The following is an 18,165-nucleotide window of genomic DNA, read 5'->3' as shown; positions in this document are numbered from 1 at the left end:
AGCCGATCGGGGGCGGGTTCCGCTCGTGCTCAGGCGACGGCCAGGTCCCGGATCATCTCGGCCGGGTTCATCTCGGCGTACGGGAACACGACGTGCAGGGACGTCCCGTCGCCCGGCCGGTCGGAGAGCGCCACGGTGGCGTGATGGGCGTCCAGGATGCGTTTGGCGACGGCCAGCCCCCGGTCCGGCCCCGGTACGTCGGTCGGGTTGGCGATGGCCCCGTAGTACAGATGCGGGAACAGGTCGGGTCGCAGGCCGTCGGGCAGGTCCATGTCGTCCAGCCGTACGGTGGGGCCGGACTCCATCTCGGTGCCGACCCGTACCCGGCCGCCCTCCGGCGTGTACTTGACCGCGGCGAACAGCAGGTGGGTGAGGACCTGCTCCAGGCGCACCGGATCGGCGATGATCGGCAACGACGGGCCGCCCGCCTGGTTGAGGATCCAGATGTGCTTGCTGGCGGCGATCGGCCGTACCGCCTCCACCGCCCGCTGGGTGACCCGGGTGAGGTCGCACTGCCGCATGTGCAGGCTCTCCCCGCCCAGCCCGGCGTCGGCCATCGTGGTGAGGTGGTCGATCAGCTCGCGGAGCCCCCGCACGTGCGCCGCCGTGGCCCGGCCGACCAGGTCCGCCATCTCGGCGTCGTGGTAGCCGGTGTCGCCCAGGCGTTCCAGGTACGCCGACATGAGCCGCAGCGACGACCGCAACTCCCCGCCGACCAGACCGGCCAGGTCGTCCTTGCGGCGTTCCAGCTCCTGGAGCCGGGCCGTGGTGTTGGCCAGCGCGAAGGCGTACCGGCGCAGCTCCAGCTGGGCGGTCACCTGCCGGGCGAGGGCACGCAGCGCCTGCTGCTGCTCCATGTCGAGCCGCCGTGGTTCGACGTCCATGACGCAGAGGGTGCCGAGCGCGAACCCGTCGGTGGTGAGCAGCGGCGCCCCGGCGTAGAACCGGATGCCTCCGCTCCCGGCCACCGCCGGCATGTCGGCGAACCGGTTGTCGGCCCGGGTGTCCGGAACGATGAGCAGGTCGCGGCCGAGGATGGCGTGGGCGCAGATGGACATGTCCCGGGAGGTCTCCGCTACTTCGGAGCCGGTCCTGGACTTGGCCCACTGCCGATCGGCGTCGACCAGGCTGACCATCGCGACGGGTGCCTCGCAGACCGCGGCCGCCAGCGCGACGATGTCGTCGAAGTCCTTCTCCGGGGGGCTGTCGAGGATGTCGAGCGAGTACAGCGCCGCCAGCCGCTCGATCTCGTTGTCGGGCAGTGGTGCTTTCATGTGACGTCACCTCCGAGACTTGATTCAGAGGTACCACCCAAAAGTAGCAACACTCGCTTTTCACCCAGATCAGGCACCGGCAGCGGGCGTGCCGACCGCCACAGCCGGGCTCGCCCGTATGCTTCGCGGCCATGAGCACCGAGCAGTTCACCTGCGGCACGTGCGGGGCCGTGCACGACGGCCCGCCGCTCAGTTTCGCCGCCCCGGCACCGGATTTCTGGCAGCCGGAGATGGCGGACCAGGAAGGTTGCCTGCTGGACGCGGACCTGTGCGTGATCGCCGGCGAGCAGTTCTTCGTCCGCGGCCTGATCGAACTGCCGGTCTGGGACACCGGCGAGGTGTTCACCTACAGCATGTGGGTGTCACTGAGCCGGGCCAGCTTCACCCGCGCGGTCGACGTCTGGGAACAGCCCGGCCGCGAGAAGGAACCGCCCTACTTCGGCTGGCTCTCCAACATCATCGCCGGATACGAGCCGTCGACGCTCAATCTCCGGACGAACGTGCACACCCGGGCCGTGGGCCAGCTGCCGTACATCGAACTGGAACCGACCGGCCACCCCCTCGCCGTCGAACAACTCGCCGGCGTCACCCGGACCCGGGTGGAGGAGATCGCCTCCTTCCACCTGCACCGATGACCGGCATGCATCTCCGCGCGGTCACCCCCGGCAACTACGAGGCGGCCCTGGCCCTGACCGTCCGCCCCGACCAGGAGGACCTGGTCGAGCCGGTGGTCAAGTCCCTGGCCGAGGCGTACGTTTATCCCGAATACGCCTGGCCGCGCCTGATCTACGACGGCGACGAGCTGGTCGGCTTCGTGATGGCCTTCCTCGACCTCCCGTGGGGCGAGCCCTCCGACCCCACCGACCTGCGCTCCGGCCTCTGGCGCCTCAACATCGCCGCCGACCGCCAGGGCCACGGCTACGGCACCTTCGCGGTGGAGGCCGTCTGCGCCGAGATCCGCGCCCGCGGCGAAACCCGCGCCTACGTCACCTACGAGCCCCGCGAAGGCGGTCCCGGGCCGTTCTACGCCAAGCTGGGCTTCACCCCCACCGGCGAGATCAGCGGAGACGAGACGGTCGCGGTCAAAATCCTCTGATCGGTACGGGGGAGCGACCGCCGGCCCGGATCAGGGGGCGCTGAGCGCCTCCGCCGGCGCCACCCGGCTCGCCCGCATGGCCGGATAGACCCCCGCCAGCGCACCGATCATCAGCGTGGCCCCGAGACCGCCCGCGCTCGCCCAGCCGGGCACCACCACCGGCCAGCCACGGCTCAGCGCATACGCGCCGGTCGCGAGGACGCCGAGGATCACGCCACCGGCCCCGCCGAGCGCGGACAGCAGCAGCGCCTCGTTGAGGAACTGGATCCGGACATGACTCCGCTTGGCGCCGAGCGCCCGGCGCAGCCCGATCTCGGAGCGGCGCTCCAGCACCGAGATGACCATCGTGTTGGCCACCCCGACCCCGCCGACCAGCAGGGCGACCGCGCTCAGGCCGAGCAGCAGGGCGGTGAGGGTGTCGTCGGCGGCCCGTTTCGCGGTGAGCGCGTCGGACGGGCGGGAGATGCCCACCTCCATCGGCGCCTGCGGGTTCGCGGTCCGGCCCAGCACCCCTCGCACCGCCTCGACCTGGCTCTCCACCGCACGGAGATAGACCGTGGTGGGATGGCCGTCGAAGCCGGCGTACTCGCGGGCCGCTCCCCAGCCGACGAGTGCGGCCCGGTCGAGTTCCGGCGCCAACGGGACCGGGGCGAGAACCCCCTGTACGGCGTACCAGTGGCCACCGAGCCACACCCGTGTGCCGGGTGTGCGGACGTCCAGCCGCTGGGCCGCGACCGCGCCGAGCACCACGGCCGGGTAGTCGACCGTCGCCGGGGTGAGCCAGCTGCCCGCCGAGACGGTGGCCCGAACCGTGCCCGGAAGGTCGCGGTCGACGGCGAGCACCTCGATGCTGTTGGTCTCGCCGGGTGCGATGTGATCGTTGCGGTAGACGTACGCGGGCACGCGCCCGGTCGCGGCCACCGCCTCGACCGGGCCGATCCGGCTGACCATCGCGGTCGCCTCGGCCGGTAGCTCGGCGTTCTTGCCGCTCAGAGTCTTGCCCGGGGTCACGATCAGCATGTTGGTGCCCAGCCGGCTGAGGGTACGGTCCAGTTCCGCGGTGCTGGAGGCGGAGATCCCGACGACGGCGAGCATCGCCCCGATGCCGATGGCGATGCCGAGCGCGGAGAGAAAGACCCGCAACGGCCGTGCGAACAGGCCCACCATGCCGAGGCGGGCCAGGTCGGCCACGCTGAGACGACGCACCCTCACCGGCTTCCCACCCTCTCCGGTACGGCCGAGTCGGAGACCAGGCGCCCGTCCCGGATCTCGATCCGGCGCGGTAGTTGCCGTGCCACCCCGCTGTCGTGGGTGATCACCAGAACCGTGGTCCCGGCCGCGTTGAGCCGCACCAGGAGTTCGAGGATCGAGGCTCCGGAGACGCTGTCCAGGTTCCCGGTCGGCTCGTCGGCGAGCAGCAGGACCGGCTCGCCGACGACGGCGCGGGCGATGGCCACCCGCTGGCGCTCGCCGCCGGAGAGTTCGTGCGGGGCGTGGTCCAGGCGGTGCCCGAGGCCGACGCGGTGCAGCGCCTCCGCGGACCGGCGCAGGCGTTCCCGTCGGCGCGTGCCCGTGTAGAGCAGCCCATCCGCCACGTTCTCCGTCGCCGACCGGCCCGGCGACAGGTGGAACTGCTGGAAGACGAAACCGATGCTGGCGGCTCGCAGCGCGGAGAGCTCCCGGTCGGACATCGCCGACACGTCGCAGCCGTCGATGCGCACCGATCCGGTGGTCGGGCGGTCAAGGGTGCCGAGAAGGTTCAGCATGGTGGACTTTCCGGAGCCGGAGGGCCCCAGGATGGCGGCGAGCTCACCCCGGTGGATCAGGAGATCCACATCCTGTAGCGCGGTCACGCCCCCGGGATAGGTCCTGCCGACCCCGCTGAGTTCGACCGCGGGCGGTTCGGCCGGTGACGTGGTCATTTCGGAACCCGGACCAGGGTGTCGGCCTCCAGACCGGCGCCGGAGACCTCGACCCGGCCGCCGGAGAACATGCCCACCTCGACGGCCACGATCCGGGACGTGCCGTCCGCCACGACCTCGACGCCGTAGCCACCTTCGGCGAGGGCGAGCAACGCGGTCACCGGGGCGGTCAGCACGTCACGCCGTTCCTGCTCGGTGTGCCGGATGGAGATGCCCGCACCGCCGGCCGGCAGCGCCTTCTGGTTCTCGACGCTCACCACCAGTTTGATCTTGCTCGTCCCGGCCTCGGTGTCCGCTCCCGCGTTGGACGGCTCACTCACCGAGGTGATCTTGCCGGGAACCGGTTTGCCCGAGGCCGGCAGCACGCTCACCGTCGTACCGGCGGTCGCCCAGGCGGCGTCGGCGGTCTCGATCTCGGCGGTGACGACCTTGCGCGTACCGCTGCCCGTCAGCACGTCGGCCGGAACCGTCGCACCCACCCGGACCAGCCGGCCGGCGATCCGCACCGGCCGGGTGGCGTAGAGGACCCGGTCCGGCTCCACGGTGCCGGATTCGGGCAGGCCCAGATCCTTCTGCCAGCGCTTCACGGCGTCCACCGTGGACTTCGAATAGATCCGGTCGACGGTGAAGCCCCGGTAGCCGAGGGCGCTCAGGTTCTCCTCGAACTCACGCACGTCATTACCCTCGGTGCCCTCCGTCAACTGCCGGTACGCCGGAAGGTCGCCGTACAGCAGGACGATGGGCGTGTCGTTCACCCGCAACAGGGTCTCGCCCCGCCGGATCACCTTCCCGGCGGCCGGGAGCCAGGTCACCACACCCTGCGACCGGACGCTGATCGGCCAGCCTGCCCCGTAACTGATCTGCGCGTCCACCGTGCTGTACGCGACGAGCGTCTCGCGCTTCATCGGCGTGGTGGCGAACTCGGCGGCCGGGACCACCGGTTCCGCCGACCGTTGATTCCAGTGGAGGCCGAGCGACGCGGTGACCGCCAGCGCGGCGACGGTCACCACCCCGAACCCGAGTGCCGCCGTGGCGACCCGGCGTCTGCCCACTCAGCCCACTCCCCCGGAGGTGTCGCCGCTGCCTCCGACGATCGGGGCGCATTTCTGGACCGCCTTGCGCGCCGCGGCGGTCTCCTGGTTCCAGGCCGGCTTGCCGTCCGCGGAGTCCGGGAACTCGCCCTTGGCGTCGGGGTCGGGGAAGTCGGCGGCCCCGTTGGCACGCATGCACTTCGCGTACTCCCGCGCGGCCGCGATCTGCTCGGCCGTACGCTCGGTGCCCTGCTGGAGTTCGGCGGGGATCGGCTGCAACAGCTTCGAGCACTTCTCCCGGCCGGCGCGCGGGTCGGCGCCGGCCTTGGGCTCACCGAGCGTCTTGACCTGGCCCTTTTCGTCCGGGTCGCTGACGTTGAAGCCGGCGTCCCGCATGCAGCGCGCGTAGTCGCGGGCGCTCGCCAGGTAGGCGGCCACCTCGTCGCCGGCCGCGGTCGTGGCGGCGGCCGCGGAGGCGGCGGCCGGCGCGCTGGCCGCGGTGGCGATCTTCGGCTCCTCCGATGCGCCGGCGCAGCCGGCCAGACCGGCACTCAACAGGAGGAACAGGCTGATTGATGTCCATTTCATTCGCACAGTGCCACGGTAGGGAGCGCGGTATGAAGAACTCTTGAAGGAGTTGTCCAGCCGTCGTGATGCCTCTGCCGGGCACTTCATCAGCACACGCCGGAGTCGTACATGTTGGTGGCTTTCCACGCCCCGTCCTGCCGCCGCAGCACCAGCATGGTCAGCTGGCTCCGAGGCCCGTCGGCCTGGCCGGCGATCGGGCTGGCGGAGCCGGCGTCGTAGAGCTGCCAGCCCCCGATGCCGACACAGTCGGTGACCCACCAGGCCCCGCCGTCGGCCTCCACCTGCCGGATCTGGTGGGTGGCCTGGCCGCGGGTCACCACGTGCTGCTCCCGCGTCTTGCGAAGGTTCGTCTGGAGTGTCTCCAGCAACGGATCCCCCACGCGCGCGCCGAGCCGCTCGACGTCGTAGTCCGGCGAGGCCATGGCCGCCTGCCACGTCGCCCAGAACTCCTGGTAGGCGGCGTCGACATCGGGCGGGAGCGCCGGCGCGGACGAGGCGGCGTCGGTGGCCGGGGCGGCGGGCGTGCAGGCGGTCGATGCCAGCAGGCCGGCGGCGGCCAGGGACCAGCGAAACGTACGCATCCGGTTCATCCCTTGCTCGCAAGGACCGCGCCGGCGTTCCGCAGTCGGGCTTCCACCGCGGCACGGGTGGCTTCCAGACCCGCCCGGTTCCGGTCGATCAGTCGCTGCTCGTACCCGCCGAGCACGGCGAACCAGATGCCCGGCAGGCCGGTCTCGGTCTTGCAGGCGACGTCCGCGGTGGCCAGCGCCTTCTCGGTAGCGGTAGGAACGACCGCCCACGTCTGAGCGGCGGCCTCCCAGGGGTTGCGGTAAAGATGCCCGGCCCGCTTCATACAGTCGCTCCAGGCCCGGAGACCGCCTACCACCCGGTCGTCGCGCTGGGTGGCCTTGTCCGCCTCGACTCCGAGCCTTCCGTAGAGCTCGTTGTCGTAGGCCGGCATGCCGGCCCCGAGCACACGTTCGGCCTCGCCCTCGCAGCCGCCATCAGGGATCGTCCTACCGATCAACGGCTCGGTGGTGGCCGCCTCGGCGGTCTTCTGTCCGGTGAGCGCGGCGATCTCGGCGCGCTGCCGTGGGCTCGCCGTGGCGCGGGCGACTCGTTCGGTGCGCTCCCCGGGTGGGTGGTACCCGTACTTCCCGGCCAACTCGGCGTCGACGATGCCGATCCGCAGACCGGTGGTCCACTGGGTGGCCGGCTGGGTCTCGGTGGGCCGCCAGCCGGTGAAACCGAGACCGTGCATGCACCGCTGCAGCAGGATCCCCTCGGCCCGGCTCAGGGTGGCCTGCTCCTCGGCGGAACCGATGTAGGCCGCCAGTGGCAACGCGTGACTGGCTCCCGCGCTCACCGTGGGGATCGCGCTGATGGACGGTGCGGGTAGCGGCGCATCGCTGGATCGTGGTTGGTGCGGCGGATTCGGGTCATGGCAACCGGTGAGCAACGTGGCGCAGGCTGCGAACAGCAGCGCGAGGCCCTGCACCGGACGCCGGACCCCCGCGGCACGGCGTGCGGATGACACCTGGGAACTCAACTCCTCGTCGTGGACGTCGTACTCGGACCACGGAATTCCGCCGGGCGGGCCCGCCCGGCGGAATCCTTCAGCTGACTACGCGGTGATTCAGCAGTGCGGGATGTTCGCGTACTGCGGGGTCAGCAGACCCTCGGCGCTGTAGCCGGTGACGCCGGTCGTCCGGTTGCGGTTGCTGTCCCAGTACGGGTTGCCGTTGACGGTCGAGCTGGTGACGTAGCAGTAGAGCCGGGCCCCCTGGCCCGGGTAACCCAGGCCGTGGGTGGTGCCGCTGGGCGCGCTGGCCCGGATGCGGACACCGTTCCCGGTGTAGTCGCCGTCGACATAGGCCTGGGCCGGAACGGCCGCGGCCAGGACCGCACCGGTGGCCATGGCGGCCACCGTGAGCTGTCGGGTGATGGAACGCATTCTTTCTTCCTCCCGTGAATGTTTCGGACGATCGATCGATCAGCGTGAAACTAACAGCCGGGCAGGGAAGATCGGGGGCGCAGAATGTTGCCTGAAATTTAATTGAGAAATTTCTATACGTTACGTGTCGATCTCCATGACTCGCTGGCAGCTCGCCTGGCCTGTGCGGCGGCGAGCACCATGGAATTGCCGAAAAGATCGAATAACTACGCAGGGGAAGTAACAATCCTTCCACATCCTGAGATAGGCCCACGTCAAAGTATTTCCGCGAAATCCCCGTTCGACGGGGCCCGCCCCGTTCTCTAGGGTGGTGCCGGACGCCACGGGAGGAGCGGTTGATGACGGCGCGGGTCCTGGTCGCGGAGGATGACGCCAAACAGGCGAAACTCATTCAGGTCTACCTGGAGCGGGACGGGCACAGCGTTCAGGTCGTCGGCGACGGACGGTCGGCGGTGGACCGCTGCCGGGCGTACCAGCCCGACCTCATCGTCCTCGACATCATGTTGCCGGTCCTCGACGGTCTCGACGTCTGTCGCGTGCTGCGCGCCGAGTGCGAGGTCCCGATCCTGCTGCTGACCGCCCGCAACACCGAGGAGGACCTGCTCACCGGCCTGGACCTCGGCGCGGACGACTACATGACCAAGCCGTACAGCCCTCGTGAGCTGACCGCGCGCGTCCGTGCGCTGCTGCGCCGCTCCGGATCCCTGAGCACCGACCGGACCGCGGTGCTGACCGTCGGCGAACTCCGGATCGATGTCGGACGGTTCGAGGTCTGGGTCGGCGACCGGCAGATCCCCCTCACCGCCAAGGAATTCGGCATCCTCCAGGTCCTCGCGGCCGAACCGGGCCACGTGTTCACCCGGGCGCAGATCATCGACCGGGCCTTCGGCTTCGACCGGTACGTCGAAGAGCGCACCGTGGACGCCCACGTCATGAACCTGCGCCGCAAGATCGAGGAGGATCCGGCGAAGCCCGGCTACGTGCAGACCGTGTACGGCCGCGGGTACCGGCTCGTGGAACAGCCATGAGCTTTCGTCTCCGGGTGCTGCTCCTGACCGCCTTCCTGGTGCTCACGTCGTCGGCCGCCACCGCTTGGCTGACCCTCCGCCAGGCGAACCGACAGCTCACCGACACGGTCGCGGCCGGTCAGCGCGAGGTCACCGCGATCACCGGAAGGCTGACCGGCTACGGCCTGGCGCACGGCTCCTGGGACGGCGTCGAACGCAGCGTTGCCGACCTGTCCGGAGAATTCGGGCAGCGGATCCGGCTGGTCACCGAGGACGGGCTGGTGGTCGCCGACTCCGACCTGCTCAGTGGGCGTCAGGCCAGGGCCGTCGCCGGCGAGCCGACGGTCGTCGACCCCCGGCCCCCCATGCCCGAACTCACCCTTCCCACGGCGTCGGCCCGGGCGGGGCTGATCGGGCGGACCATCACCGCCTACCGGGACGGCTGGGCCTTCGCCGACTGCCTGGCCCAGGCGGGTGCCGAGGTGCGGCAGCGGCCCGGCGCCGACGGCGTACCGGTCTTCGACGGTGACGGCGCGGCAGCGGTCGTGACGGCCTGCCGGGAACGGACCCGCAGCAGCACCGAGCAGGCCCGGGCGGCCGGGCGCGAGGCGTACGCCTGCACCGAGACCGGCGACGACCACACCTGTCTGCGTACCCTCTTCGCCCGCCAGGTCGCGACCCCGGCCGCGGAGCCGCTGCGGCTCTACATCGGGGCGCGCGACGAGGTGCCGTACCGCCTCTCCGGCGGGTCGATCGCCCTGGTAGCCGGCGCGGTCGTGCTGGTCGCCACCGGCACCGCCCTGCTGCTCACCCGCCGGGTGCTCCGCCCGATCAGCGCCCTCACCACCGCCGCACGCCGGCTCGGCGCCGGAGCCCGCAGTGAGCGGGTCGCCATCACCGGGCGGGACGAACTCACCGAACTCGGCCGCACCTTCAACCACATGGCCGCGTCCCTGGACCAGAGCGAGCGGCAGCAGCGCCAGCTCATCGCCGACATCGCCCACGAACTTCGCACACCCCTGCAGAATCTGCGGGGATACCTGGAGGCGCTCGCCGACGGGGTACTCGAACCCGATCCGGAACTGTTCGCCTCACTCCACGAGGAGGCGCTGCTCCATCAACGGATCATCGACGACCTCCAGGATCTGGCCCTGGCCGAAGCCGGCGTCCTGACCTACCACCGCGGTGTGGTCGATCTCGCCGAACTGGCGGAGACCTGCCGCACCGCACACGGCGCGGTCGCCGAGGCCGCCGGCCTGGACCTCACCGTGGACGCCCCGGCCGAGATGCCGGTGTACGCCGACCCGGATCGCCTGCGCCAGGTCTTCGGCAACCTGATCCGCAACGCGATCGCCGCCACCCCGCCGAACGGACGGATCCGGCTGGAGGTGGCCGGGGCCGGCGACCGCGCCGTGGTCCGCATCAGCGACACCGGCAAGGGCATCGCCGAAACGGACCTGCCGCACGTGTTCGACCGGTTCTGGCGGGCCGACGCCGCACGGCGGCGCGGTGCCGGCGGCAGTGGGCTGGGCCTGGCCATCGTCAGCCAGATCATCGCCGACCACGGCGGCACCATCAGCGTGACCAGTGAGATCGGGCGGGGAACCACCTTCACGGTGACGCTGCCGGTCAGCAGCGACCCCGGCCGGCGTTGAAGCCGGTCCCATCGCGGTATCGAATGCAGAACGGGCTGGTCGCGAATTTCCGCGATCAGCCCGTCGATCTGGTCTTACTGGTGGAGCTGTGGGGATTTGAACCCCAGACCCCCTCGATGCGAACGAGGTGCGCTACCAGACTGCGCCACAGCCCCTTGGTCCCTCGATGATCGCTCACCGTGGAACCGAGGAAAGGCTAACAGGTCGTCCATGCGCCTCGCGAACCGCCCCTCCTCGAAGCGGCAGGGCAGCCCCGCCCGGAACGGGCGGCACCGGCTGGACTGGCAGCCAGGTCGCGCGGAGCGGACGGGACGGGGATCGATTCCTGGGGGCGGCGTAGGCCGTACCCCTTCTAGGAAGCGTGATGATGCCGACCCCCGGCCTCGTAAGGGCGACCACGCAGCCCGCCGCGCCTCCGATAGGAGACCGAGCCGCCGTTGGCGGCGACGGGCAGGTCGGAGGGTTCCCGGTCGAGGCCCATGGCGGCCCTCCGGACGGCTTCGCGCTGGGCGGCGAGGCGGCGCTGGGCTTCGCGGCGGGCGGCGGCGCGGCGGGCCTGTTCGCGGCGGACCTCGGCCTGGCGGGCGGCGAGCCAGGCGGCTTCGCGGGCCTGCACGCGCCGGCGGCGGCGATCGGCGATGGCGCGGTTGCGCAGGTGTACGAGGTACAGGCCGAGGAGGCTGCCGGTGACGGCGAAGCTGATCCAGAAGCCGGGGCCGACGGCCAGTACGCCGACCAGTTCGATGGCGTTGAGCAGCACCAGGGCGGCGAAGACACGCCGGCGGCGGACGATGGCGGGGGTGCCGCGGCGGCGTGGGACGCGGCGCGGCCGGCCGGTGACGAGGCGGAGCCTGCGTTCGGGTGGCGTGGGATCACCCGATGGGGCCGGAACCGTAACCGTGACCTGGCGGGCGGGGTTGATCGGTCGGCGTCCGGGCACGGTGCGCAGACGGCGGCGGCGTTGCAGCACCCGCGCCGTCGATGACGCCCGCTCCGCGGCGAGGCGCTCGGCGGGATCGTACCGGCGGGCCAGCGCCGGAGCGAGAGCGAGCAGACCCGCCGCGGCGAGGACCGCAAGGAGCACCGAGGTCGGCACCCTCAGGCCTCCGATCCGCCACGGAAAAGGACACGACGAATGCGAGGTTACGGGCGGTAGCCGTGATATTTCGCGCGCCGCGCCGGAGGCTCTCCGACCTTCAAGATCATTTAGCGGTACGGGCGCGCCGCCACCGCGCCAGCAGGCCACCCTCGGCGGCGACCTCTTCGCTCGTCATCGCATAACCGAGGTGATCGCGCCAACCACCGTCGATGTGCATGTACCGCTGGTGGTAGGCCTCCTCGCGGAACCCCAGCTTCTCCACCACCCGGCGGCTCGGCCCGTTCTCCGGCCGGATGTTGACCTCGATCCGGTGCAGCCCGCCCGGCCCGAACGCGTGGTCCACGGCGAGCGCGAGCGCGGTCGGGATCACGCCCCGCCCGGCCACCCGATGGTCGACCCAGTAGCCCGCGTACGCCGACGCGAACGCCCGCCGCACGATGTTGCCCAGGTTGACGTGGCCGACCAGGCGTTCCCGCCCGTCCTCGAGCAGGCAGACGGCGAACGGCATGCTGTCGCCGTTGCGGGCGGCCCGCTTCATGTCGCGGTAGACGTAGCCGTACGCGCGCGGCGAGTTCATCTCCGCCCACGGCCCGGGCGGCGCCGACTCCCAGGGCGCCAGCCACGCCTGGTTGGCGATCCGCACCTCGGACCAGGCCCGGGCGTCACCCCGCTTGTACGGCCGGAGCAGCACGGCCCCGTCCGACAGCACGGCGGGCCATCCGGGTGTGGTGGCCCCGAGCATTCATCGCCTCCGGTCGAGCAGCAGGACGTCGACGGTCGAGCCGGCGGCCGCTGTGGTGACCCGTTCGCCGAGCACCAGCAGGCCGTTCGCCTCGGCCAAACCGGAGAGAGTGTACGGCCCCCCGGCGAGCGGCTGCACCGTGTAACCGCCACCACGTCGCTCGGCCACGTGCGCCGGCCGGAACTCGCGCAGCCCACCGGGCGAGGAGACGGTCTCCAGCAGATGTGCCTTGACCCCGGGACGGAACACCGGTTCGGCGCCGGCGAGCAGCTGGATCACCGGGCGGGCCAGCACCTCGAAGCCGATCAGTGCGGCGCCCGGCTCCCCGGGCAGGCAGACCACCGGCACCTCCTCGCCACCGACCGTGCCGAAGCCGAGCGAGGTGCCGGGGCAGAGGGCGACGTCGGTGAACTCGACGGTGCCGCGGCTCGGGCCGGGCCGGGACAGCACCCGGCGCAGCATGTCGCCGGGGCCGGTGCCGGTGCCGCCGGTCGTGATGATCAGGTCGGCGCGCAGCGTCTGGTCCTCCAGCAGGCCGCGCAGCCCTTCCGGGTCGTCGTCGCAGATCCCGATCCGGTACGCCAGCGCGCCCGCCTCCACGGCGGCCGCGGTGAGCGCGTGCGAGTTGGCGTCCACCACCTGGCCGGGCTGGCTGGGGCGGCCCACGTCGACCAGTTCGTCGCCGGTGGCCACGACCACCACCCGCGGACTGGGCCGGACCAGGACGTGGCCGATCCCGGCGGCGGCGAAGACGGCCACCATGGGCGGGGTCACGTACGACCCGGCGGCGGCGAGCAGCTGCCCGACGGCGAACTCCTCACCGGCCCGGCGGACCCCGGAACCCCGTTTCGGGGCGTGCAGGATCTCGACGGCGGCCATGCCCTGATCGGTCCAGTGGACCGGGACGACCACGTCGGCGCCGATCGGCAGCGGCGCCCCGGCCGCCACCGAGAAGCAGGTGCCGGGGGTGATCCGGACCGGCCGCCAGTGTGCCGCGCCCATGTCGCCGACCACGTTCAGCCGGACCGTACGGGCGGTGTTCTCGAACTGCCCGAACGACGGGTGCGACCCGATGCGCCCGGCGCCGGCCAGGTCTTCCCATCGGGCCGCGTACCCGTCGATCGCGGCCTGGTCGAACGCCGGGAACGGATGCGGCGCCACCACGTCGGCGGCGAGCACGTTCCCGTGCGCCTGGGTGAGGTCGAGGTCGAGCGGAGGCAGCGCCCGGAGCCTGCGCAGCACGCTGCCCAGGTACTCGGCGAGAGGCATCAGCTCGTTGGAAGCGGCCGCCTCGCGATCGGCCGTGGCGGTCATCCCTTCCGGCCACCGACGAATTCGGTGAGCCAGGCCCGGAACTCCTCGCCGAGGTCGGGTCGCTGCACCGCGAGCTGGACGACGGCCTGGAGGTAGCCGAGCGGCATGCCGGTGTCGTACCGGTGGCCGCGGTAGACGATGCCGTGCACCGGCACCCCGTCGGCCAGCATGGCGGCCATCGCGTCGGTCAGCTGGATCTCGCCGCCGTTGCCGGGCTTGGTGTCGGCGATGACGTCGAAGATCGAGCCGGGCAGCACGTACCGGCCGAGGACCGCCAGGTTGCTCGGGGCCTCCCCCGGCGCCGGCTTCTCCACCAGGCCGGTCACCTCGACGACGTCCTCGCCCAGGTCGCTCTCCCGGATCGAGGCGATGCCGTACCGGGAAGTCTCCTCCGGCGCGACCTCCATGAACGCCAGGACGATGCCGCCGGTCCGGGCCTGGAGGTCGAGCATGGCCGGGAGCAGCGGCTTGTCCTCCTCGACGAACTCGTCACCGAGCAGCACCGCGAACGGGTTGTCGCCGACGTGCGAGGCGGCGCAGCCGACCGCGTGCCCCAGCCCGAGTGGCTCACCCTGCCGGCAGGTGTAGATGTCGGCCAGTTCGCTGGACCGGCGCACCGCGGCGAGACGCTCGTGGTCGCCCTTCTCCTCGAGCCGGGCCTCGACGTCCGGCCGGCGGTCGAAGTGATCCACCATGGCGGTCTTGCCACGGCCGGTGACCAGCAGGACGTCGGTGATGCCGGCGGACGCGGCCTCCTCGACGATGTACTGCAGAACCGGCCGGTCCACCACCGGCAGCAGTTCCTTGGGTACCGCCTTGGTGGCCGGGAGGAAGCGGGTCGCGAGTCCCGCCGCCGGAATCACCGCCTTGACGGCGCGCTTCGTCGTCATTCCGTTCCTTCACCTTCGCTGGGTTCGTGACCAGGCATGCCGCGAGACTATCGGCCACGGCCGGGTCGCGGCGGCTGCGGCCCACCGGTGGTGGCGGTCGCGGCATCCAGATGCCCCTCCGGCCCGGCCTGGGAAACCCGTTCCGCGAGCCGATAGGTGTCCCGGCCGGCGTGCTTCGCGGCGTACAGCGCCTCGTCGGCGGCGTCCAGCACCTGCTGGGCGGTTCCGCCGTGCTCGGGGAAGACGGCGATGCCGATGGAGACGCTGATCGGGATCCGGTCGTCGAGCCCGGGCCGGCGGGGATCGACCGGCACCGGCCGGTCCCGCACCGCGGCGCACAGCCGCTCGGCGACGATCACCCCGCCGTACGCGTCCGTCTCCGGCAACAGCACCACGAACTCCTCCCCGCCCTGCCGGAACGCCACGTCGACCTCCCGCAGCCCGATCCGGATCCGCCGCGCGAACTCGCCCAGCACCTGATCGCCCGCGGTGTGCCCGTACGTGTCGTTCACCTCCTTGAAGTGGTCCAGATCGAGGACCAGGACGGTGAGCATCCGGCCGAACCGGCTGGCCCGCTCCACCTCGCGGCGCAGCACCTCACGCAGATAACGGTAGTTCCAGAGTCCGGTCAGCGGATCGGTCAACGACAGACGCTGTGCCTCCTCATGGACCCGGACGTTGTGCACGGCCACCCCGGCCTGCCCGGCGAAGGTGCGCAGGGTCCGCAGGTCGGCGTCCTCGAAAGCGGGCCCGCCCAGCCGGTCGTAGAGGGCCAGCACCCCCAGCGTGCCCGGCTCCGGGTCGGTCTCCGGATCGGCCGGCGGCGCGCAGATCGGCACCGCGAGATACGACTCGCAGACCGGCTCGTCCGGGCTCTGCCCGCCGGTCCCGCGCATCGGCCGGCCGGTCGACGCCACCGTCCCCAGCACGCCGCGCCCCGACGGCAGGCGGCGCTGCGCCAGCTCGGCCGGCGTCAGGTCCCACGCGCCGGTCAGCCCGGCCCCGCAGCGGGCCGCCAGTCGCCCGTCCGACGGGTCGGCGAGCAGCAGCAGCCCGGCCCGGGCGCCGGTGGCGGTCATCGCGGTGCGCAGGATCACCGGCAGGATCCGGTCCAGGTCGTGCGTACTGGACAGGGTGTCGCCGAGGATGGCCAGATGACGGCGCAGCTGATCCCGGCTCGCGGTCAGCGCCTGCACGTAGGACTGCAGCTCACGGGTCATCCGGTTGAAGGTCCCGGCGAGCCGGCCCAGCTCGTCCGGGCGCGGGATCGGCACCCGGGTGTCCAGATCGCCGTTCGCCACCCGGTCGGCGGCCCAGGCCAGGTCACCGAGCGGGCGGGTGGTCGACCGGGCCAGCCAGCGGGCGGCCAGGACCGCCACCACAGCGGTGACCAGCACGATCAGGAGCAGGATCGCGTACCGGAGGGTGGGTTCGCCGGTGGGCACGCTCAGCGTGAGCGGCAACGGCTGGCCGGGCACCGCGGTCAGCTGCCGGGTCGTGCGGGCGCCGGTCTCCGGCGCCGGCGCGCCGATCGCCACGGCCACCCCGGCGGCATCCCCGAGCCGGTCCATCAGGGCGGGATCGATGCCCTGGGCGGCGATCACGGTCACTTCGTCGGCGTACGCGTACGCGGCGAACGCCGTGGCCGTGCCCCGCGGCGCCGGGTCGGCACAACTGAGCGGGCTGGTCGTCCCGTTCCCGGTCGCCGCCGCACGACCCAGCAACGGCTGGTCCGGAACGGTCACGTCCACCGTCGTGGCCAGCCCTCGCGCGACCAGCTGGTCGGCGACCGCGATCCGGTTCTCGGCGGGAACCACCGCCACCGCGTCGGCCGCGGCCTGCAACTGGCGGCAGAGAGCGCCCACGGCGGCGCTCACCGTGGTGGCCGCGTGGTCCAGGCGTTCGGTGGTCCGGTCGCGGCTGACGGCACTCACGGTCAGTGCGACGAAAATCGCCCCGAGCAGGACCGGACCGAGCACGACGACCAGGAAAGCACTGGTCAGCCGGCCTCGAAGTGTCACACATCCTCCCGGGAGCGACCTTCTCTTCCAGCGATGCTGACATAGTGTGCACCGTTTGCCGCATTTCAAAAGGGGGTGTTGCATGTCGGATTTAACCGGTGACGCGGAAAAATCACGGCAAATCAAGATCGCGCTACGCGCACGGCTCCTCACCGTCCGTCGATCACTCTCGGACATCGCCCTCGCGTCCGCGGCGGCCAAACTTCACGATCAAACCCTTGCTCTGGTACGCGCGGCGCACCCGATCACGATCGCCGCCTATGTCCCCATCGGCTCCGAACCCGGGGGGCCCGATCTCCCGTACCGCCTGGCCGAGGCACTCCCCGCCGGCGGCCGCCTGCTGCTGCCGGTCCTGCTGCCCGACAACGACCTGGACTGGGCCGCATTCACCGGCGACCTCACACCCGCACCCCGCGGCCTACGGGAACCCACCGGCCCCCGCCTGGGCCCGGCCGGCCTGCGCCACGCCGACCTCATCCTGGTCCCCGCCCTGGCCGTAGCCCTGGACGGCACCCGCATGGGCCGCGGCGGCGGCTCCTACGACCGAGCCCTGTCCCGCCTGGACGCCCCCGGCCACGGCCCGCACACCCAAGCCCCGCCCCACCTGAACGCCCCCGGCCACAGCCCGCACGACCAGGCCCCGGGTTCCCACAATGCCCCCGCCAGCAGCCCGCACGACCAGATCCCGGGTTTCCACAACGCCCCCGGCAGCCCGCACGACCAGATCCCGGGTTCCGACAACGCCCCCGGCCGCGGCCCGCACGACCAGGTCCCGGCCCACGCGGACGGCCCCGGCGACCCATCCCGGGCCCATCACGGCGGCGTGGCAACGCCCCACTCAAGCGACCGGATCCGGCCGAGCGGCCCACGGATCGTGGCGCTCCTCCACGACGGCGAGGACGTCGACACCGTTCCCGCCGAACCGCACGACCGTCGCGTGCACGCCGTGATCACTCCGACCGGCGGCCTCTCCCTCCGGCCGACCGCCAATCACCGGGTGTGACCAGCCCCACTTCGAACCGCATGAGCGGCCGCATACACCCGACCGCTTCTCCCTCAGGCCGGACCCGGAGTGGACGAACTGACCTCCGATACCGCAACATTGGCACTCGGAGTTGGCGAGTGCCAAGAGCCGATCGATCCGGAGGAGCCGTGCCTACCTACCAGTACTCCTGCACCGAGTGCGGTGAGCAGCTCGAAGCCGTGCAATCCTTCTCCGACCCGGCACTCACCGAGTGCCCGAACTGCCACGGCAAGCTCCGCAAGGTGTTCAACTCGGTCGGTATCGTCTTCAAGGGCTCGGGCTTCTACCGCAACGACTCCCGCTCAGGCAGCGTGAGCGCCGAGAAGTCGGGCAGCGGCGACACCACCGCCAAGAAGCCGGAGACCTCGAGCACCTCGACCTCCACCTCGACGACGTCGACCCCGTCGACCTCGTCCTCCTCCACCAGCAGCAGCTCGACCTCCTCGTCGAGCAGCGGTGGTGCAAAGGCCGCGGCCGCTTCCTGAGCGCACCGCCACCACCCTGACGCGAAGCGCCGAGCCGCCCACCCGCTCGGCGCTTCGCCGTTC

Annotated in this window: 19 protein-coding genes, 1 tRNA gene and 1 pseudogene; 6 read left to right on the top strand and 15 right to left on the bottom strand. The window is 71.7% G+C overall.

The window, feature by feature from the left end; genetic code table 11:
- Window positions 1-29 precede the first annotated feature (29 nt).
- A complete protein-coding gene (locus tag J5X75_RS41185; protein WP_208473160.1) occupies window positions 30-1,274 on the bottom strand; it encodes a GAF domain-containing sensor histidine kinase in 1,245 nt (414 codons plus the stop codon).
- A 131-nt stretch (window positions 1,275-1,405) separates the two neighbouring features.
- Between J5X75_RS41185 and J5X75_RS41180 the strand changes: the two genes are divergently transcribed.
- A complete protein-coding gene (locus J5X75_RS41180) occupies window positions 1,406-1,909 on the top strand; it encodes a DUF2199 domain-containing protein (RefSeq protein ID WP_208473159.1) in 504 nt (167 codons plus the stop codon).
- 5 nt (window positions 1,910-1,914) lie between these two features.
- Window positions 1,915-2,370: a GNAT family N-acetyltransferase gene (locus tag J5X75_RS41175; protein ID WP_208473184.1), complete on the top strand. Its 456-nt coding sequence runs from the start codon at window positions 1,915-1,917 to the stop codon at window positions 2,368-2,370.
- Window positions 2,371-2,400: 30 nt separating this feature from the next.
- On the opposite strand, the gene J5X75_RS41170 is transcribed toward J5X75_RS41175, so the two are convergent.
- From J5X75_RS41170 to J5X75_RS41140, 7 genes are all read right to left on the bottom strand, one after another.
- Window positions 2,401-3,537, bottom strand: a complete 1,137-nt coding sequence (locus tag J5X75_RS41170) for an ABC transporter permease (RefSeq protein WP_208473183.1) — start codon at window positions 3,535-3,537, stop codon at window positions 2,401-2,403.
- 41 nt (window positions 3,538-3,578) lie between these two features.
- Window positions 3,579-4,292 carry an ABC transporter ATP-binding protein gene (locus tag J5X75_RS41165; RefSeq protein WP_208473158.1) on the bottom strand — a complete coding sequence of 238 codons (714 nt, stop codon included), beginning with the start codon at window positions 4,290-4,292 and terminating at the stop codon, window positions 3,579-3,581.
- Window positions 4,289-5,344: a peptidoglycan-binding protein gene (locus J5X75_RS41160; RefSeq protein ID WP_208473157.1), complete on the bottom strand. Its 1,056-nt coding sequence runs from the start codon at window positions 5,342-5,344 to the stop codon at window positions 4,289-4,291. The genes J5X75_RS41165 and J5X75_RS41160 overlap by 4 nt, the downstream gene beginning before the upstream one ends.
- Entirely contained in the window at window positions 5,345-5,917 is a 573-nt protein-coding gene (locus tag J5X75_RS41155) for a hypothetical protein (RefSeq protein WP_208473156.1), read from the bottom strand.
- Between the two features lie 80 nt (window positions 5,918-5,997).
- Entirely contained in the window at window positions 5,998-6,492 is a 495-nt protein-coding gene (locus J5X75_RS41150; RefSeq protein ID WP_208473155.1) for a hypothetical protein, read from the bottom strand.
- Between the two features lie 5 nt (window positions 6,493-6,497).
- Complete coding sequence (locus J5X75_RS41145; protein WP_208473154.1) at window positions 6,498-7,277, bottom strand: hypothetical protein; 780 nt, start codon at window positions 7,275-7,277, stop codon at window positions 6,498-6,500.
- 270 nt (window positions 7,278-7,547) lie between these two features.
- The gene (locus tag J5X75_RS41140; protein ID WP_208473153.1) at window positions 7,548-7,865 is read right to left on the bottom strand and encodes a hypothetical protein; all 318 of its coding nucleotides are present in this window, start codon (window positions 7,863-7,865) and stop codon (window positions 7,548-7,550) included.
- Between the two features lie 338 nt (window positions 7,866-8,203).
- Here J5X75_RS41140 and J5X75_RS41135 point away from each other — a divergent pair, with 338 nt between their 5' ends.
- Complete coding sequence (locus J5X75_RS41135) at window positions 8,204-8,893, top strand: response regulator transcription factor (RefSeq protein ID WP_208473152.1); 690 nt, start codon at window positions 8,204-8,206, stop codon at window positions 8,891-8,893.
- Entirely contained in the window at window positions 8,890-10,527 is a 1,638-nt protein-coding gene (locus J5X75_RS41130; RefSeq protein ID WP_208473151.1) for a sensor histidine kinase, read from the top strand. The genes J5X75_RS41135 and J5X75_RS41130 overlap by 4 nt, the downstream gene beginning before the upstream one ends.
- Window positions 10,528-10,605: 78 nt before the next feature.
- On the opposite strand, the gene J5X75_RS41125 is transcribed toward J5X75_RS41130, so the two are convergent.
- The 6 genes from J5X75_RS41125 to J5X75_RS41100 form a co-directional block, all read right to left on the bottom strand.
- Window positions 10,606-10,682 (bottom strand) — tRNA-Ala (locus J5X75_RS41125).
- A gap of 197 nt (window positions 10,683-10,879) precedes the next feature.
- Window positions 10,880-11,629 carry a divisome protein SepX/GlpR gene (gene sepX, locus J5X75_RS41120; protein ID WP_208473182.1) on the bottom strand — a complete coding sequence of 250 codons (750 nt, stop codon included), beginning with the start codon at window positions 11,627-11,629 and terminating at the stop codon, window positions 10,880-10,882.
- 100 nt (window positions 11,630-11,729) lie between these two features.
- Window positions 11,730-12,368 carry a GNAT family N-acetyltransferase gene (locus J5X75_RS41115; RefSeq protein WP_208473150.1) on the bottom strand — a complete coding sequence of 213 codons (639 nt, stop codon included), beginning with the start codon at window positions 12,366-12,368 and terminating at the stop codon, window positions 11,730-11,732.
- Window positions 12,369-13,682 carry a molybdopterin molybdotransferase MoeA gene (locus tag J5X75_RS41110; protein ID WP_208473149.1) on the bottom strand — a complete coding sequence of 438 codons (1,314 nt, stop codon included), beginning with the start codon at window positions 13,680-13,682 and terminating at the stop codon, window positions 12,369-12,371.
- Complete coding sequence (locus J5X75_RS41105) at window positions 13,679-14,572, bottom strand: UTP--glucose-1-phosphate uridylyltransferase (protein WP_183222578.1); 894 nt, start codon at window positions 14,570-14,572, stop codon at window positions 13,679-13,681. The genes J5X75_RS41110 and J5X75_RS41105 overlap by 4 nt, the downstream gene beginning before the upstream one ends.
- 47 nt (window positions 14,573-14,619) lie before the next feature.
- The gene (locus J5X75_RS41100; RefSeq protein WP_208473148.1) at window positions 14,620-16,593 is read right to left on the bottom strand and encodes a diguanylate cyclase; all 1,974 of its coding nucleotides are present in this window, start codon (window positions 16,591-16,593) and stop codon (window positions 14,620-14,622) included.
- A gap of 82 nt (window positions 16,594-16,675) precedes the next feature.
- Between J5X75_RS41100 and J5X75_RS46590 the strand changes: the two genes are divergently transcribed.
- The gene (locus tag J5X75_RS46590; protein ID WP_443607763.1) at window positions 16,676-17,596 is read left to right on the top strand and encodes a 5-formyltetrahydrofolate cyclo-ligase; all 921 of its coding nucleotides are present in this window, start codon (window positions 16,676-16,678) and stop codon (window positions 17,594-17,596) included.
- Between the two features lie 20 nt (window positions 17,597-17,616).
- A pseudogene (locus tag J5X75_RS45160) lies at window positions 17,617-17,838 on the top strand (FmdB family zinc ribbon protein); the annotation flags it as partial.
- A 62-nt stretch (window positions 17,839-17,900) separates the two neighbouring features.
- Here the strand turns inward: J5X75_RS45160 and J5X75_RS45155 are convergent.
- Window positions 17,901-18,165: hypothetical protein (locus J5X75_RS45155; protein WP_238490891.1), on the bottom strand; the 265-nt coding region annotated here is incomplete at its 5' end.

Source organism: Actinoplanes flavus, from assembly GCF_017592555.1.
GTDB classification, from domain to species: Bacteria; Actinomycetota; Actinomycetes; order Mycobacteriales; family Micromonosporaceae; genus Actinoplanes; species Actinoplanes flavus.
This window is presented reverse-complemented; position numbering and strand designations above follow the sequence as displayed.

Coding starts and splice junctions, on each gene's coding strand:
- J5X75_RS41185 (WP_208473160.1), bottom strand. CDS start 1,274: ATGAAAGCACCACTGCCCGACAACGAGATCGAGCGGCTGGCGGCGCTG.
- J5X75_RS41180 (WP_208473159.1), top strand. CDS start 1,406: ATGAGCACCGAGCAGTTCACCTGCGGCACGTGCGGGGCCGTGCACGAC.
- J5X75_RS41175 (WP_208473184.1), top strand. CDS start 1,915: ATGCATCTCCGCGCGGTCACCCCCGGCAACTACGAGGCGGCCCTGGCC.
- J5X75_RS41170 (WP_208473183.1), bottom strand. CDS start 3,537: ATGGTGGGCCTGTTCGCACGGCCGTTGCGGGTCTTTCTCTCCGCGCTC.
- J5X75_RS41165 (WP_208473158.1), bottom strand. CDS start 4,292: ATGACCACGTCACCGGCCGAACCGCCCGCGGTCGAACTCAGCGGGGTC.
- J5X75_RS41150 (WP_208473155.1), bottom strand. CDS start 6,492: ATGCGTACGTTTCGCTGGTCCCTGGCCGCCGCCGGCCTGCTGGCATCG.
- J5X75_RS41140 (WP_208473153.1), bottom strand. CDS start 7,865: ATGCGTTCCATCACCCGACAGCTCACGGTGGCCGCCATGGCCACCGGT.
- J5X75_RS41135 (WP_208473152.1), top strand. CDS start 8,204: ATGACGGCGCGGGTCCTGGTCGCGGAGGATGACGCCAAACAGGCGAAA.
- J5X75_RS41130 (WP_208473151.1), top strand. CDS start 8,890: ATGAGCTTTCGTCTCCGGGTGCTGCTCCTGACCGCCTTCCTGGTGCTC.
- J5X75_RS41115 (WP_208473150.1), bottom strand. CDS start 12,368: ATGCTCGGGGCCACCACACCCGGATGGCCCGCCGTGCTGTCGGACGGG.
- J5X75_RS41110 (WP_208473149.1), bottom strand. CDS start 13,682: ATGACCGCCACGGCCGATCGCGAGGCGGCCGCTTCCAACGAGCTGATG.
- J5X75_RS41105 (WP_183222578.1), bottom strand. CDS start 14,572: ATGACGACGAAGCGCGCCGTCAAGGCGGTGATTCCGGCGGCGGGACTC.
- J5X75_RS46590 (WP_443607763.1), top strand. CDS start 16,676: ATGTCGGATTTAACCGGTGACGCGGAAAAATCACGGCAAATCAAGATC.